The 14002-nt window shown below is 62.0% G+C and carries 18 protein-coding genes; 14 read left to right on the forward strand and 4 right to left on the reverse strand.

The window, feature by feature from the left end:
* Nucleotides 1-135 precede the first annotated feature (135 nt).
* Together AC1D05_RS00215 and AC1D05_RS00220 are read left to right on the forward strand one after the other, a co-directional pair.
* Complete coding sequence (locus AC1D05_RS00215) at nt 136-600, forward strand: hypothetical protein (RefSeq protein WP_477437142.1); 465 nt, start codon at nt 136-138, stop codon at nt 598-600.
* Nucleotides 601-1021: 421 nt separating this feature from the next.
* A complete protein-coding gene (locus AC1D05_RS00220) occupies nt 1022-1618 on the forward strand; it encodes a glutathione S-transferase family protein (protein WP_477437144.1) in 597 nt (198 codons plus the stop codon).
* 63 nt (nt 1619-1681) lie between these two features.
* On the opposite strand, the gene AC1D05_RS00225 is transcribed toward AC1D05_RS00220, so the two are convergent.
* Nucleotides 1682-2338, reverse strand: a complete 657-nt coding sequence (locus AC1D05_RS00225) for an outer membrane protein (RefSeq protein WP_477437146.1) — start codon at nt 2336-2338, stop codon at nt 1682-1684.
* A 413-nt stretch (nt 2339-2751) separates the two neighbouring features.
* Here AC1D05_RS00225 and AC1D05_RS00230 point away from each other — a divergent pair, with 413 nt between their 5' ends.
* The 6 genes from AC1D05_RS00230 (at nt 2752) to AC1D05_RS00255 (ending at nt 7882) form a co-directional block, all read left to right on the forward strand.
* Nucleotides 2752-3516, forward strand: a complete 765-nt coding sequence (locus tag AC1D05_RS00230; protein ID WP_477437148.1) for an SDR family oxidoreductase — start codon at nt 2752-2754, stop codon at nt 3514-3516.
* Complete coding sequence (gene uvrC / locus AC1D05_RS00235) at nt 3513-5582, forward strand: excinuclease ABC subunit UvrC (RefSeq protein ID WP_477437150.1); 2070 nt, start codon at nt 3513-3515, stop codon at nt 5580-5582. The genes AC1D05_RS00230 and uvrC overlap by 4 nt, the downstream gene beginning before the upstream one ends.
* Nucleotides 5583-5680: 98 nt before the next feature.
* Nucleotides 5681-6277: a CDP-diacylglycerol--glycerol-3-phosphate 3-phosphatidyltransferase gene (gene pgsA / locus AC1D05_RS00240; RefSeq protein ID WP_023673449.1), complete on the forward strand. Its 597-nt coding sequence runs from the start codon at nt 5681-5683 to the stop codon at nt 6275-6277.
* Between the two features lies 1 nt (nt 6278).
* Complete coding sequence (gene moaD, locus AC1D05_RS00245) at nt 6279-6536, forward strand: molybdopterin converting factor subunit 1 (protein WP_477437152.1); 258 nt, start codon at nt 6279-6281, stop codon at nt 6534-6536.
* Nucleotides 6537-6541: 5 nt separating this feature from the next.
* The gene (locus tag AC1D05_RS00250) at nt 6542-7021 is read left to right on the forward strand and encodes a molybdenum cofactor biosynthesis protein MoaE (RefSeq protein ID WP_477437154.1); all 480 of its coding nucleotides are present in this window, start codon (nt 6542-6544) and stop codon (nt 7019-7021) included.
* A 96-nt stretch (nt 7022-7117) separates the two neighbouring features.
* Nucleotides 7118-7882, forward strand: a complete 765-nt coding sequence (locus tag AC1D05_RS00255; RefSeq protein WP_477437156.1) for a YbaY family lipoprotein — start codon at nt 7118-7120, stop codon at nt 7880-7882.
* A 59-nt stretch (nt 7883-7941) separates the two neighbouring features.
* Here the strand turns inward: AC1D05_RS00255 and ndk are convergent, their stop codons facing one another.
* Entirely contained in the window at nt 7942-8364 is a 423-nt protein-coding gene (gene ndk / locus AC1D05_RS00260; protein WP_010915217.1) for a nucleoside-diphosphate kinase, read from the reverse strand.
* A gap of 293 nt (nt 8365-8657) precedes the next feature.
* On the opposite strand from ndk, the gene AC1D05_RS00265 reads away from it, so the two are divergent.
* On the forward strand, nt 8658-8927 hold the full coding sequence (locus AC1D05_RS00265) for a DUF2934 domain-containing protein (RefSeq protein ID WP_477437158.1): 270 nt from the start codon (nt 8658-8660) through the stop codon (nt 8925-8927).
* A gap of 84 nt (nt 8928-9011) precedes the next feature.
* On the opposite strand, the gene AC1D05_RS00270 is transcribed toward AC1D05_RS00265, so the two are convergent.
* Nucleotides 9012-9704 (reverse strand): glutathione S-transferase family protein, encoded by a 693-nt coding sequence (locus tag AC1D05_RS00270; RefSeq protein WP_477437160.1) that lies wholly within the window; start codon nt 9702-9704, stop codon nt 9012-9014.
* 67 nt (nt 9705-9771) lie between these two features.
* On the opposite strand from AC1D05_RS00270, the gene AC1D05_RS00275 reads away from it, so the two are divergent.
* A complete protein-coding gene (locus tag AC1D05_RS00275) occupies nt 9772-10284 on the forward strand; it encodes a DinB family protein (protein WP_477437162.1) in 513 nt (170 codons plus the stop codon).
* An 83-nt stretch (nt 10285-10367) separates the two neighbouring features.
* On the opposite strand, the gene AC1D05_RS00280 is transcribed toward AC1D05_RS00275, so the two are convergent.
* Nucleotides 10368-11327 (reverse strand): LysR substrate-binding domain-containing protein, encoded by a 960-nt coding sequence (locus tag AC1D05_RS00280; RefSeq protein ID WP_477437164.1) that lies wholly within the window; start codon nt 11325-11327, stop codon nt 10368-10370.
* A 112-nt stretch (nt 11328-11439) separates the two neighbouring features.
* On the opposite strand from AC1D05_RS00280, the gene AC1D05_RS00285 reads away from it, so the two are divergent.
* From AC1D05_RS00285 to AC1D05_RS00300, 4 genes are all read left to right on the forward strand, one after another.
* Nucleotides 11440-12273, forward strand: a complete 834-nt coding sequence (locus tag AC1D05_RS00285) for a hypothetical protein (protein ID WP_477437166.1) — start codon at nt 11440-11442, stop codon at nt 12271-12273.
* Nucleotides 12267-13145 carry a DMT family transporter gene (locus tag AC1D05_RS00290; RefSeq protein ID WP_477437168.1) on the forward strand — a complete coding sequence of 293 codons (879 nt, stop codon included), beginning with the start codon at nt 12267-12269 and terminating at the stop codon, nt 13143-13145. Before AC1D05_RS00285 ends, AC1D05_RS00290 begins: the two co-directional genes overlap by 7 nt.
* Complete coding sequence (locus tag AC1D05_RS00295) at nt 13138-13341, forward strand: hypothetical protein (protein ID WP_475451485.1); 204 nt, start codon at nt 13138-13140, stop codon at nt 13339-13341. Before AC1D05_RS00290 ends, AC1D05_RS00295 begins: the two co-directional genes overlap by 8 nt.
* Nucleotides 13342-13502: 161 nt before the next feature.
* Nucleotides 13503-13949, forward strand: a complete 447-nt coding sequence (locus AC1D05_RS00300) for a Ros/MucR family transcriptional regulator (RefSeq protein WP_477438106.1) — start codon at nt 13503-13505, stop codon at nt 13947-13949.
* Nucleotides 13950-14002: the final 53 nt, after the last annotated feature.

A 14002-nucleotide genomic window follows, 5' to 3' on the forward strand; every position in this document is an offset into this window, starting at 1 on the left:
TCGCGTCTCGATCTCAACGAAAATTTAAGCTGAGAAAATCATACCATTGCTTCGCTGGCTAGCGAGCCGCGAGTCAGATATGCATTGCGCGCCGGGGTCATTCACGGCCATCGGCATAACGTGAAGGGGCATGACATGGCTAAGCAGTCATCTAAAGCGCCGGCATCCAAGGCACCGGCAAAGAAAGCACCCGCAAAAGCAGTCGCGGCGAAGGCCGCAACGGCAGTGAAGAAAGCAGCGCCTGCGAAGGCGGCGGCAAAGCCCGCAGCGAAAGCAGCACCGGCCAAGAAGCCGGCAGCGGCCAAGGCTGTGGCGAAGCCCGCAGTGAAGAAGGCAGCGCCCGCCAAGGCAGCGGCAAAGCCTGCAGCCAAGGCAGCGCCGGCGAAGAAGCCTGCGGTCAAGGCGGCGGCAAAACCCGCGGCCAAGAAAGCAGCGCCCGCCAAGGCAGCGGCAAAGCCCGCCGCCAAGGCAGCAGCAAAGCCGGCGGCAAAGCCAGCCGCGAAAGCAGCAGCGGCCGCGACGAAGCCTGCGGTGAAGAAAGCCGCCGCGCCGAAGGCCAAGGCAGCGCCTGCGAAGGCGAAGGCTCCGGCCAAGAAGTAGACCGGTCGTTGGGGCGTCGCGTGTCCTTCGGGACTCGGCAAGGAAGCTCTGACGCACTGGATCGAAGCAAGTCCGGCAGCGGGTTCAGCCCTGAGGGCTGAACATCGGGATGGGACCGAGGGGCAAGCAAAGCGAGGCGCCGGTTGGCTGCCTCGCTCGCTCTTTGGATTGTCTCCTTGCCGCGGTTGGCGAAGGCCCCGGCGCAATGCCTGGGGTTGGTGAGATGCGAATGCAGGTTTGAATCCCATCGGCCTGCACTTGTCGCTCGCTCGCGTTTTCCAGCGTATCAATCTGTCGGCTTGTCGCGATGTCTGGGGCGGAAACCGCAACCGGTTTCTGGCAGTTGTTTTTTTGCGCTCTGGCGGTTGATCGCAAGCGCCTGTCCGTTCAACACTGGACGCCTGCAAACAGGAAACCGATCATGCCGAAGCTGCTCTACGCATCCACGTCTCCGTACAGCTCCAAGGTAAGGATGGCCGCGGCCTATGCCGGGATCGTGATTGATCTGGTGCCGGTCAAGACCGAGGACAAACCGGCCGAACTGATCGGCGCCAATCCGCTCGGCAAGATCCCGGTTCTGGTGCTCGATGATGGCCGTTCAGTACACGACAGCCGCGCCATCACCCAGCATCTCAACCGGATTTCGAAGAACGCTTTATTTCCGCGCAATGCCGACAAGCGGCTGGAAGCGGAAGTGCTGGAGGCGCTGGCTGACGGTATCTGCGATAGCGCGCTGTCGATGGTCTATGAGCGTCGCACCCGGCCAGACGAGATGGTCCATCAGCCCTGGCTCGACCGGCAGTGGGCGAAGATCACCGCCGCGCTCGATCTGCTCAATGCCAACCCGCCCAAACTGCCGAAGAAGATCACGGTGGGTCAAATGGCGCTGCGTGCCTGCCTCGGCTATCTCGCGCTGCGCTTCGCCGGCAAATGGGAAAAGGGCCGTGGCCGGCTGACCCGCTGGGCGGCGCGTTTTGACGAGAAGTTCCCGGAACTGAAGTCAGCGGTCCCAGGCTGAACCGCTGACCACAAAAAAAGCCGGGCGCGAGGCCCGGCTTTTTCGTGTCGTGGCTTGAACGACTTAGAACTTCATACCGACGCCGAAGGTGACGCGATTGTCGGTGGCCTTGACCTTGCCGATGCCGCTGAAGTCCTTCGAGCCGAAGTCGGTGTAGCGGTACTCGACACGACCGAACACATTGTCGGTCAGCTTGATGTCGGTGCCGACGCCGGCCGTCCAGCCGATCATGGTAGCGGTGTCGCTGGCGTTGAGGACGGAGTCCTCGACCTTCAGGCTTCTGCCGGCGAGACCGCCGGTGCCATAGAGCAGGATTTCCGGGGTCACAGCGTAGCCGAGACGGGCACGCAGCGAGCCTTCGAAGCCGCCTTTGGAGTTGATGCCGTTATCGTCGCCCTTGACGCCGTTGTAGCCGAGTTCGGCTTCACCGCCGTAGACGAAGTTCTCCTGCTGCCACTGATAGCCGCCGAAGACGCTACCGACGAAACCCTTGGTGTCGGTCGAATCGCCGAAATCCTTTTCCTTGGTACGGCCGCTAAAGCCGTAGCCAACATTCAGACCGGCGTAGGGGCCGGCCCAGGATGCGACGGGCAGTTCGGCAACCGGAGCGGGTGCCGGCGGCTCTTCCTGGACGACGTCTGCGGCATAGGCAGTACCACCGAGGGCGAAGAGCCCGAGCGCGACGACCAGCGGCCGTGCGAATTTAAGATTGGCTTGCATTGTTCTTTACTCCTTAAGCCACAGGACACAGGCTTGTTTCTCACGATCGCCATCAACCCGTCCGGGGGGTGAAACGGATCTGGCGTTCGTCGGTTCCAAATGTCGTGTCAAAATGCGGCTGAAGCGAACCTGAACTTAGGTCATTCCCCGGCGCGAATGAGGCGGAACCTTGACGTTGCATCTTCGCAACAGCGAAATGTCAGCAGCCATTTCATGCTGCGCTGCACACCGCTTGGTGCAAGGAGTCCAGCGTCCTATATTGCGCTCCAGCGCTTCCGACTCCAAGACGAGTCGGGATGCCGAACCGGGCACTTCGCCACAATGCTGCCCCAGGTGAGAACGCCATTTAACGCATGCCGGGCCATATTTCGTCGGCGTCGTGTTTTCGGGCCGAAATTGAGGATTGACAACAGATGAGCAAAGCCACTGCCGCGGCGCTGGTGACCGGCGGGGCGAAACGGATCGGCAAGGCAATTGTCGAAGACCTCGCCGGTCATGGATTTGCCGTCGCCATCCACGCCAATCGCTCGCGCGAAAAGGCGGATGCCTTGGCCGCAGGGATCAACCAGTCTGGCGGCCGCGCGGCTGTGGTAAGCGCCGACCTGACCGACATGGATGCCGTCAGTGACCTCATTGGCCAGGCGGAAGCCGCGCTGGGCCCTGTCTCGCTGCTGGTCAACAACGCTTCGCTCTTCGTCGATGATTCCATTGAGGATTTCGACTGGCAGGCCTGGGACCGCCACTTTGCCATCCATGTCAAAACGCCGGCGCTGCTGGCGCAGAATTTCGCTCGCTCCTTGCCGGAAGGGCAGGAGGGATTGATCGTCAACATCATCGACCAGCGCGTCTGGCGGCCGACGCCGCGCTACTTTTCCTATGCGCTGTCGAAGTCGGCTTTGTGGACCCAGACGGAGATGTTGGCGCAGGCGCTCGGCCCGCGCATTCGTGTCAATGCAATAGGACCGGGTCCGACGCTGAAGAATGCGCGCCAGGACGATTCCGATTTTGATGCACAGCTCGCTGGCCTGATTCTGAAGCGTGGCCCGGAATTGTCGGAATTCGGCGCCACCATCCGCTATCTCTGGGAGGCGCGCTCGATCACCGGCCAGATGATCGCGCTCGATGGCGGCCAGCATCTTGCATGGCAGACGCCCGATGTGACAGGCATGACGGAATGAGTCCTTTGGATCACAAGAACAAGGCGCGCGGCGGCGCTGACGATTTGCCTCCCGAAATCGACCTCGAGGACGAGGCGCTGGAAGAGATCGTCGAACCGGCCGGCCCGGATGTCGCCTTCACGGCCATCGATTGGACGCCGCATGCCGGCGACGCCGAAGGCATGGTCGGCGCCGAGGTGATCCAGACGCTGGTCAAGCGGCTGCCCAACGCGCCCGGCGTCTACCGCATGATGAACGCCGCCGGCGACGTGCTCTATGTCGGCAAGGCGCGCAGTCTGAAGAAGCGCGTCACCAGCTACGCGCAAGGCCGGTTCCACACCAATCGCATCGGCCGCATGGTGCGCGAGACGTCGACGATGGAGTTCGTCGTCACCCGTACCGAGATCGAGGCACTGCTGCTCGAAGCCAATCTTATCAAGCGCTTGCGGCCGCGATTCAATGTGCTGATGCGCGACGACAAGTCGTTTCCTTATATCCTTTTGACCGGCGACCATCTCTCGCCGGGCATCTACAAGCATCGCGGCGCGCGGTCGCGCAAGGGCGACTATTTTGGCCCCTTTGCTTCCGCCGGTGCCGTCGGCCGCACCATCAATTCGCTGCAGCGCGCCTTCCTGCTCAGGAGCTGCACCAACTCGTTCTACGAAAACCGTACGCGGCCGTGTCTGCTGTACCAGATCAAGCGTTGCGCCGGCCCTTGCACCGGTGAAATCTCACATGATGGCTATGCCGAGCTGGTCGCCGAGGCGAAGGATTTTTTGTCCGGCCGCAGCCAGAAGGTGAAGACCGAGATTTCGGCGGCCATGCAGCAGGCCTCGCAAGACCTCGATTTTGAGCGCGCCGCCATCTATCGCGACCGGCTGGCGGCCCTGTCGCATGTGCAGAGTCATCAGGGCATCAACCCGGCGACCGTCGACGAGGCCGATGTCTTCGCCATCCATCAGGAGGGCGGCCAGGTCTGCATCCAGGTGTTCTTCTTCCGCACCGGCCAGAACTGGGGCAACCGCGCCTATTTCCCGAAAGCCGATCCTGCCTTGGAGGCGGCCGAGGTATTGGGCTCGTTCCTGGCGCAGTTTTATGACGACAAGCCGACGCCGCGGAACATCCTCCTGTCGCACGGCGTCGAGGATCAGGAACTGCTGGCCGAGGCGCTCTCGACCCGCGCCGGCCGCAAGGTGGCGATCTCGATGCCGCAGCGTGGCGAGAAGAAAGACCTGACCGACAACGCCCTGCAGAACGCCCGTGAGGCGTTGGGCCGCAGGCTGGCCGAAACCTCGACGCAAGGGCGATTGCTTGCCGGTTTCGCCGAGACGTTCGGTCTGCCCAAACCGCCGGTACGCATCGAGGTGTACGACAACTCGCACATTATGGGCACCAATGCCGTCGGCGCCATGGTCGTCGCGGGACCGGAAGGTTTCGTGAAAAACCAGTACCGGAAATTCAACATCCGCTCGACCGAGATCACGCCGGGCGACGATTTCGGTATGATGCGCGAGGTCATGGAGCGGCGCTTTTCGCGGCTGCTCAAGGAACATGGCGATGTCGCCGTGGCCGACGCCGCGCCAGCAGGCGAGGCCGCCGATGCCATCGAGGACGATATTTCCGGCAACTTCCCGGCCTGGCCCGACGTCATCCTGATCGATGGCGGCCAGGGCCAGATGACAGCGGTGCGCAAGATTCTTTCGGATCTCGGCATCGAGGATCGCGTCGTGGCGATCGGCATCGCCAAGGGCCAGGACCGCGATGCCGGCCGCGAGCGCTTTTTCGTCAGGGGCAAGGACTCGTTTTCGCTGCCGGTGCGCGACCCCGTGCTCTATTTCGTCCAGCGCCTGCGCGACGAGGTCCACCGCTTCGCGATCGGCTCGCACCGGGCCCGCCGCAAAAAGGAAATGGTCAAAAGCCCGCTCGACGAGATCGCCGGCATCGGCCCCGGACGCAAGCGCGCGCTGCTGCTGGCATTCGGCACCGCCAAGGCGGTCAGCCGTGCGGCGATCGAGGATCTGAGGAAGGTCGAGGGCATTTCCGAACAGGTCGCCAAACTGGTCTACAATCATTTCCACGAGAGCTGACCGATTCCGGATATTTCGGCTGGCCAATCGATTTTGGCCTGTTGACCCCCTACAACAGCTTCTGATTTGAGTACGCAGGCAGAAAGAGTCTCCCAGACATGGCCAAGCGCGCGTTCAACCTGCCCAACATGCTCACCTACGCCCGCATCGTCGCGGTGCCGCTGGTCGTGCTGTGCTTTTTTCTCGAAGGCCATCTGAAATCGAGCGACTTCGCCCGCTGGTCGGCGTTGATCATCTTCCTGCTCGCCTCGATCACCGATTACCTGGACGGCTATCTGGCGCGCGCCTGGCAGCAGACCTCCAACATCGGCAAGATGCTCGATCCGATTGCCGACAAACTGTTGGTCGCCACCTGTCTGCTGCTGTTGGCCGCCGACACCGATCGCCATGCCGGCATCGCCGGCTGGTCGCTATGGGCAGCGATCATCATCCTGTGCCGCGAAATCCTGGTCTCGGGCCTGCGCGAATATCTGGCCGCACTCAAGGTTTCGGTGCCGGTGACGCAGCTCGCCAAATGGAAGACCGCCATCCAGATGGTCGCCATCGCCTTCCTGCTGGCGGGGCCGGCCGGCGACAAGATCTTCCCGCTGACCACGCAGACCGGCCTGGTGCTGCTGTGGATCGCGGCACTCGTTACGCTCTACACCGGCTACGACTATTTCCGCGCCGGCCTCAAGCACATCATGGACGAGTGAGATGACAACCCGCCTCATCTACTTTGCCTGGGTGCGTGAACGGATCGGCATGCCTGAAGAGGACGTCGAATTGCCTGCCGGCATCGAGACGGTCGCCGACCTCTTGCGCTGGCTGCAATCGCGCGGCGAAGGCTACGAGCACGCGCTGCAATACCCCGACGTGATCCGCGTTGCCATCAACCAGGAGCATGTCGATCACGGCGAGAAGATAGCGGGCGCACGCGAGATCGCGCTGTTCCCGCCGATGACCGGAGGCTGACACTCATGTCGGCCATCCTGGTGCCGACCGTGCGCATTCAGCGCCAGGATTTCGACGTCGCCGCCGAGATTGCCCGGCTGACGCAAGGCCGCGCCGACATTGGCGCGGTGGTCACTTTCTCTGGCCTCTGCCGGGACGAGCAGGGTTCACTCTCGGCACTCGAACTCGAGCATTATCCCGGCATGGCGGAGGCCGAGATTGGCCGCATCGCCGCTGAGGCGGTTCAGCGCTGGCCGCTGCAAGGCCTTACCGTCATCCACCGCCATGGCAAGATTCGACCGGGCGAGAACATCGTGCTGGTCGTGGCTGCCTCGGCGCATCGCCAGGCGGCGTTCGAAGCGGCGAACTTTCTCATGGATTATCTCAAATCGCGCGCACCCTTCTGGAAGAAGGAGCATCGCGTCGATGGTTCCGAGGGTGGCTGGGTCGAGGCCAAGGAAACCGACGCCCGGGCGGCCGGACGCTGGAAGTCGCCGTCCGAATAAATCCCCGTCGCAGCCATGCATTGACCGCAATCCTTTGGCCAATTGTGCGCGGTTGATCAGCCCGGGCATTGGCAGTCCGGGGCAAGGGAGGCGGTCATGCTGGACAGGCTCGCGGAGTTCTTCGTCTTCGGTTTCGTGCCTCTGGTCATCGGCATCCTGGCGGTGCCGGAACTGTCCGTGGCCGCCGAAAAGACGGTGACGGGCGAGGTGATCTATCGCGAGCGCATCGCCTTGCCGCCCAGCGCCGTGCTTTCCGTCCAGCTTGCCGATGTGTCGCTGGCCGACGCGCCGGCCAAGATCATTGCCGAGCAGACTGTCAAGCCGGCTGGCCAGGTGCCGATCAGCTTCGAGATCAAATTCGATCCATCGGTGATCCGGTCGCAGATGACCTATGCGCTGCAGGCCCGCATCACTGTCGATGGCAGGCTGATGTTCATCTCCGACGTGCGCCATCCAGTGGATCCGCTGACCGACGCGCCGCAGACCATCATGCTGAAGATGGTCACGCCAGGCACCGAGCCGACGGCTTCCGTCTTTGGTCAGCTCTGGGTGGTCGACTATGTCGACGGCATCGGCGCCATCACCGCGCCGCAGGCAACGTTCCGGGTCAGCGAGGCCGGCAAGGCCGGCGGCAGCGGCCCCTGCAACACCTATTTCGCCACAGCGAAGGTCGATGACCAGGCGATCGCGATCAGCGATATCGGCTCGACCTACAAGGCCTGCGCACCGGAAGTGATGGCAGAGGAAAAGGCCTTGTTCGATGCGTTGGCCAAGGCGGCGTCATACAAGGTCGATGCCGGCAAGCTCGCCATATCAGACAAGGACGGCCGCGAAATCCTGCGCTTCAGCGCCGCGAGCTGATTGATATGAAAAAGGCCGGCGAAACGCCGGCCTTTTGCATCAGATTTGGCAGTGTCGGCTCAGCCGACGATCTCGGTGTCCGAGAACCAGTACTTGATCTCCTGCGCAGCGGTTTCCGGCGCGTCGGAGCCGTGCACCGAATTCTCGCCGATCGACAGCGCATGCACCTTGCGGATGGTGCCTTCGGCGGCGTTGGCCGGGTTGGTGGCGCCCATCACTTCGCGGTTCCTGGCAATGGCATTCTCGCCTTCCAGCACCTGGACGATCGTCGGCGCCGACGACATGAACTCGACCAGCTCACCGAAGAACGGACGATCCTTGTGGACGGCGTAGAAGCCTTCGGCCTCACGACGGCTCATCCAGACGCGGCGCGAAGCGATGACGCGCAGGCCAGCGTCTTCGAGCATCTTGGTGATGGCGCCGGTGAGGTTACGCCGGGTTGCGTCCGGCTTGATCATGGAAAAGGTGCGTTCGAGCGCCATGGGTCGTCCTTGTCTGAGAATGGAATTGAGAGTGGCGGGCTCTATACAAGCCGCCCGGCCCATTGCCAAGGGGTGAGGAGCGGTCCGCAAAGCGGACGGGAAGCCAATTGCTTGGCTTTCCGAGCGACGAACGCCCGAAGCGGCAGCGAAAGGCCGGAACGGTGCGTGTTTCTATGCAAAGCTGGTGTCGACGAGGTGAGCCCGCGGGCGAGATCAGATGGCTGCACAGCAACGCTTTGCTTGCTATAGTCACGTGTCGGCGCCGCGCTGAAGTCGGCCCGAATGGAGACAACATGACCATGGCAGACGATCGTCAGGAGCGCATTCGCAACCGCGCACATCAGATCTGGCAGGAGGAAGGGCAACCGGCCGGTCACCACGAACGCCATTGGCACCAGGCGGCAGCCGACATAGATCGGGAGGATGCCACTGGCAAGTCAGCCAAGAAGCCATCCAAGAAGGCAGCCGGCGCCGACAAGGCAAAGGCCGAGCCCAAGGAAGAAAAGGCTGCCGCGAAAGCCAGCAAGCCGAAGACCAGCAAGCCAAAGAAGGCGGCCAAGTAAGGCCTGCCATCCCGCCGCTGATTTTCGCCACGGAATGACGGTGCGTCCAAGCTGCCTTGCGGGCAGGGCAGGCGCTCGCGGCCGTCAGGCTGCCGCGGGAACCTTTCGTCCCAGCCCGCCATGCAGGTCGAGGCAGCGGGCGAACCATTGCGCCACGACGTCGCTGTTTTCGAGCAGCTGATAGGGCGTGGCGATGCGCGCCCATTGCAGCGCGCCGAAGACGATATAGTCCGCAAACAGTGGCGAGGCGCCGCCGATGAAGGGCTGGTAGCCCAGCATCGAGCGCAGCGGCTCCAGCGAAGCTCGAAAAGCGGCCAAGCCGGCGTCGCGGGCAGCGACGACATCTTCCAGCCGCTTGCCCAGGCGTTGCTCACGGCTCCGGCGGAAATAGGTGGCGTTCTCCTCGTCCTGCATGGTGTGGAGATCGACGATCGCGGCGGTGGTGATGTAGGGGTGGATGGTCAATTGCGACCAGCGCTCGATGAAACGCGCCGTCGCCTTGCCGCCTTCGCCGCCAAACAGCGTCGGCCGATCCGGATAGGCTTCGTCGAGATAGAGCGCGATGGCGAAGGAATCGATGACAACCTTGTCGCCGTCGCGGATCACCGGAACGGTTTTAGAAGCGCCGCCTTCGATGCTGGGGACCTCGAGAAAACGCGTCGGCGCGGTCGAGATGTCGAGCCCCTTATGGGCCAGCGCCATCGTTGCCTTCCAGCAATGCGGGCTGAACGGACGGCTCTCGTCGCGCCCGACGAGATCATAAAGCAGAATGGTCATTGGCGCGGGTCCCTTTGCGGTCTAGGTATCGCCCCGACACCCCGAAACAGGCGCGGCGGGAGAAAAGATGAAACAACATTTCATGATGTTTGCGGCGTACAATCAATGGGCCAATGGCCGCATCTATGATGCCGCCACCGATCTCGACGATGAGGAATTCAATCGCGATGTCGGCGCCTTCTTCCGCTCGCTGATGGGCACGCTCAACCATCTGCTCGCCGCCGATCGCATCTGGATGAAGCGCTTCACCGGCGAAGGCGACGCGCCGACAGCGCTGGATGCCATCCTGCACCGGGCCTTGCCCAATTTGAGGACGGCGCGCGAGGCGGAAGACCGGCGGATCATCGACTGGCTCGCCGGCATGAACGACAAGGCGCTCTCCGGCCGCTTCACCTATATGACCGTATCGGACATGCGCACCGTCTCGCAGCGCCTGGCACCGGCCCTGGCTCATGTCTTCAACCACCAGACCCATCATCGTGGCCAGGCGCATATGATCCTGACGGTTCTCGGCCGCCCCTCCGTGCCGCTCGATCTGGCGCATTTCCAGCGCACCGAAGAGGGCAGGGCCTTCGCCTGATTGAGATTGTTTCGTTCTAAATCCGGGGGCGAGCGCGCCGGCTATCGCCGCTTTTTTGCTGCGGCATCAGGCCACTCGGAATTTCAGACAGCCTCGGAAGCCAGGTAGCTGATGTCGCTATCCAATTCGTGTTGTGTCTGGGCCGCTTCCGCCATCACCCATTGTTTGAATATCTGCACCTTGCGTGCGGCAAGGCTCTTGTGGGGGGAGACGAAATACCAACCGGCCGTGTTTGGGTGATGGACGGCAAAGGGCGCGACCAGCCTCTTGGCGCGGATGTCACTGGCCATATAGGCACGGTTGGCCACTGCAAAGCCCATTCCGGCATTGGCCGCCTCGTAGGACATCATGCACGAATCGAAATAGATGCTTTTGGTCTCGGTGAGCACGAAGCTGGCGCCAGCGAAACCAAGCCAGGATTGCCAGTTCTGGGTGCAGGTATCGGAATGCAGCAGCGTGAAGTACTTGAGGTCGTCCGGTGTCACCTTTGACAGCGGCCTGTCGCCGAGAACCTCGTGTAACAATTTGCGGCTGCACACTGGCGTCAGGTCTTCTCGAAACAGCAGATCGGATAGCAGCCCGTTAAAGTGACCGTCGCCATAGCGGATTTCGAGATCGAAATCGGAGGTCGCGAACTCGTGCGTCGCGTAGGAGGTCGAAACCCGCATCACGATATCGGGATGTTGCCGTTGGAACAGCGGCAGGCGCGGAAACAGCCAGCGCGCGGCAAAGGTCGGCAGCACGGATATCTTCAGCACATGTTCCTGCGATTGCCCGGTCGCTTCCATGCTGGCGGCGACGATCCGTTCCAGCGCCTCGCGAACACGCGAGACATAGGTCTCGCCCTCCGGCGTCAGCGACACCGCATTGCCGCCGCGCTGGAAGATCTTGAAGCGCAGCTGGTCCTCCAGGCTTTTGACGCGCTGGCTGACCGCTGAAGCGGTGATGAACTGCTCTTCGCCGGCACGCGTGAAATTCCCGTGCCTCGCAGCACTCTCCACGATTTTCAGCGAATTGAGGTTGACCTGACTGAGCAGACGCACTGGGTTCGACCTTAAGCTTGGCTTACGGTAGCACTAGCATTCCTAATTTTACAGGGGGGGCTAATTTAATCGACTGTTAACCAAGTGTTTGCCCCCCACTTGGAGAAGTACAATGAACGCACATACCATACCCGAACTGCGCTATGCGATGAGCCGCGAGGCCATTATCGGACACGAAACCGCCTGGAAAGTGTCGAGTTTCGGCGTTGCGCAGTTTCTGCATGGCTATGACCCGGCACTGCTTGCCGCAATCGAGGAAGCCGCCCTGAAGCTCAAGGCCAGCCATGCCGTGCACAAGCACCTCGACCTGACCTTCATCACCGGCGCCGACCGTTTCATCCCCGAAATCAAGGAGTTGCTGCACGACAAGCTGCGCCTGGAGCGGCTGTCCGACATGATGGGCACGAAGCTGGAGCCCTATCCGCTGTCGATCGTCGGCTCGACCGTCACCTTCATGAATCCCAGGGACGGCGCCGTCGAATGGCATTGCGACGGCGTTCCGGTCACCGAGCTCATTCCGCTGTCGATCAGCGATCCGCTGGTCGGCGGCCATCTCGAAATTTATTGCGACGATTCCGAGACCGGCCGCGCCATCCTCGAATCCGGACGCGAAATCCCGCGCAATCGCATCATGCGCATCGATCACAAGATGAAATACGCGACGCTCGGACAGTTCCTTGGCGTCCTGCATCGCACGGCGCCGATCCACTATGGCGAGCGCGTCACCCTGGTGCTCAACCAGCGCTCGGTGGCCAAGCCCTATGTCGACGACAACCGCATGTTCTACCTCGCCGCCGACAATGATCACGACCGCGAGTGGGTCAACGAATTGGCCGAAGACGTTTGGACCAACCAGTTGCCGGCCTATCGCCGGTTCGAGGCGGAGCATCCCACGCCGGCCGCCGTTGAAGCACCGGTTGCAGGCGGAGCGAGGGACACATGGTAGTCAGATCCGCGCTGGTCTTTGCCACCGGCGCGGTGGCTTTGTGGTCGACCAATGCGTTGGTCGGCAAATCCCTCTTGGCGAACCATCCGGTGTCGCAGGTGCAGTTCCTGCAATTTGCGGGGGCTGCACTGGTCTTCGCCGCCATCCGGCTGATGAGCCGGGAAAAGGCCGCGCCGGTCATGGCCGGAGCGGCACTGGCATCGCTCGCAGTCGGCTTCATCGGTCTGGTTGGCACCATGGTGCTGCAATACATCGCCTTCGCCTCGATGCCGGTGATCGAAGCCAATCTCGTGGCCTACACTTGGCCCTTGATTGTTGCCGCGGCAGTGATCGCCTTCGAAAATCCGCGGCGTCCGGCCCTGTTCGGCCTTGCCGCGGCCCTTGGGTTCATCGGCGTCGCGCTGGTGATTTCGGGAGGGCGTGAGAGCAACTGGTTCCAGGGGGATCTCGTCGGCTATTTCGCCGCGTTCGGGTCCGCGCTGTGCATGGCTTTCTATTCGGTGATGGTGGGACGGCTTGCAACTTCGCCGGAGCGGCTCTTGTTGCCCTCGTCGCTGGTCGGCGTCGCCTTGACGTTTTTGTGGTCCGCTGGCCAAGGCGTCGCCTGGCCGGCCGGCGTGGATCTGGCGCTTGGGCTCTATCTCGGCGCCGGCCCGATGGGGCTCGGTTATTACTTCTGGTCGCGCGCCCTGAAGCTCGAAGGCAGCGGCAAGGTCGCTGTCGTCGCCTATCTCACGCCGATTGCTTCGACGTTGCTGCTGACCTTGTCTGGCGAACGGCTGACGGCCACCGCCATTGCCGGCGCTGTCCTCGTCATCGGCAGTTGTATCGCGGTCGGCCTGGAACGTTCGGAGGCGCAAGACTATGTTTGACGAAAATGAACGTCTCGCCAGGCAGGAAGCAGATTGGCTGATCAAGGAATTTGGCGCCGAGGCACCGCTTTACGCGGCGATGAAGGCCGAGAAGGCGATTGAACAGAAGGATTTCGGGCGATGTGCCCGCTGGCGGCGTATTCTTGAGATATTGGCCGACGCCCGGACAACCAAGTCTGCTGTGTCCAAGTATTAGATTTTCTAATTTGCACGTCGTCGCTTTCCAATAAAAATAGTTGACGCCAAGTCTTGATTCGTTTTGGCGCTTGGCGGCCGGCTGGGGGACGCGGTTAAAGAGATACATCGACAAAAGTCTTCGCCGGGGTGGATGACTTTGTCGCAAATAGGGTGAAAGAATTGTCAAATATCGATGATAAGACCGTTATCGAGCTAACAGCCGATATTGTCTCGGCCTATGTAGGCAACAATCCGCTTCCGGCTTCCGGCCTGCCTGACCTGATTGCCAGCGTCAGCGCATCGGTTCGAAAGCTGGCTGGTGCGGCCGTTGTGGAAAGCCCGAGCCTGGTTCCGGCCGTAAACCCGAAAAAGTCGGTGTTTCCCGACTACATCGTCTGCCTTGAGGACGGAAAGAAGTTCAAGTCGCTCAAGCGACACCTCAGGACAGACTATGGTTTGAGCCCGGACGACTATCGGGCCAAATGGGGTTTGCCGCCGGACTATCCGATGGTCGCTCCGAATTACTCGGCGACCCGGTCGGCGCTGGCGAAGTCGACAGGACTCGGCCGCAAGCCGGCAGCAGTGCCGGCCGCCGTGGCCAAGTCAAAGCGCAAGGCGACTGCCTGAGCGCGGCTTGACTGGTAGGGCAAGCCACTGATCGGCTTGCCCTGACGCCGCAG

The organism is Mesorhizobium sp. P2_E9, from assembly GCF_056403815.1.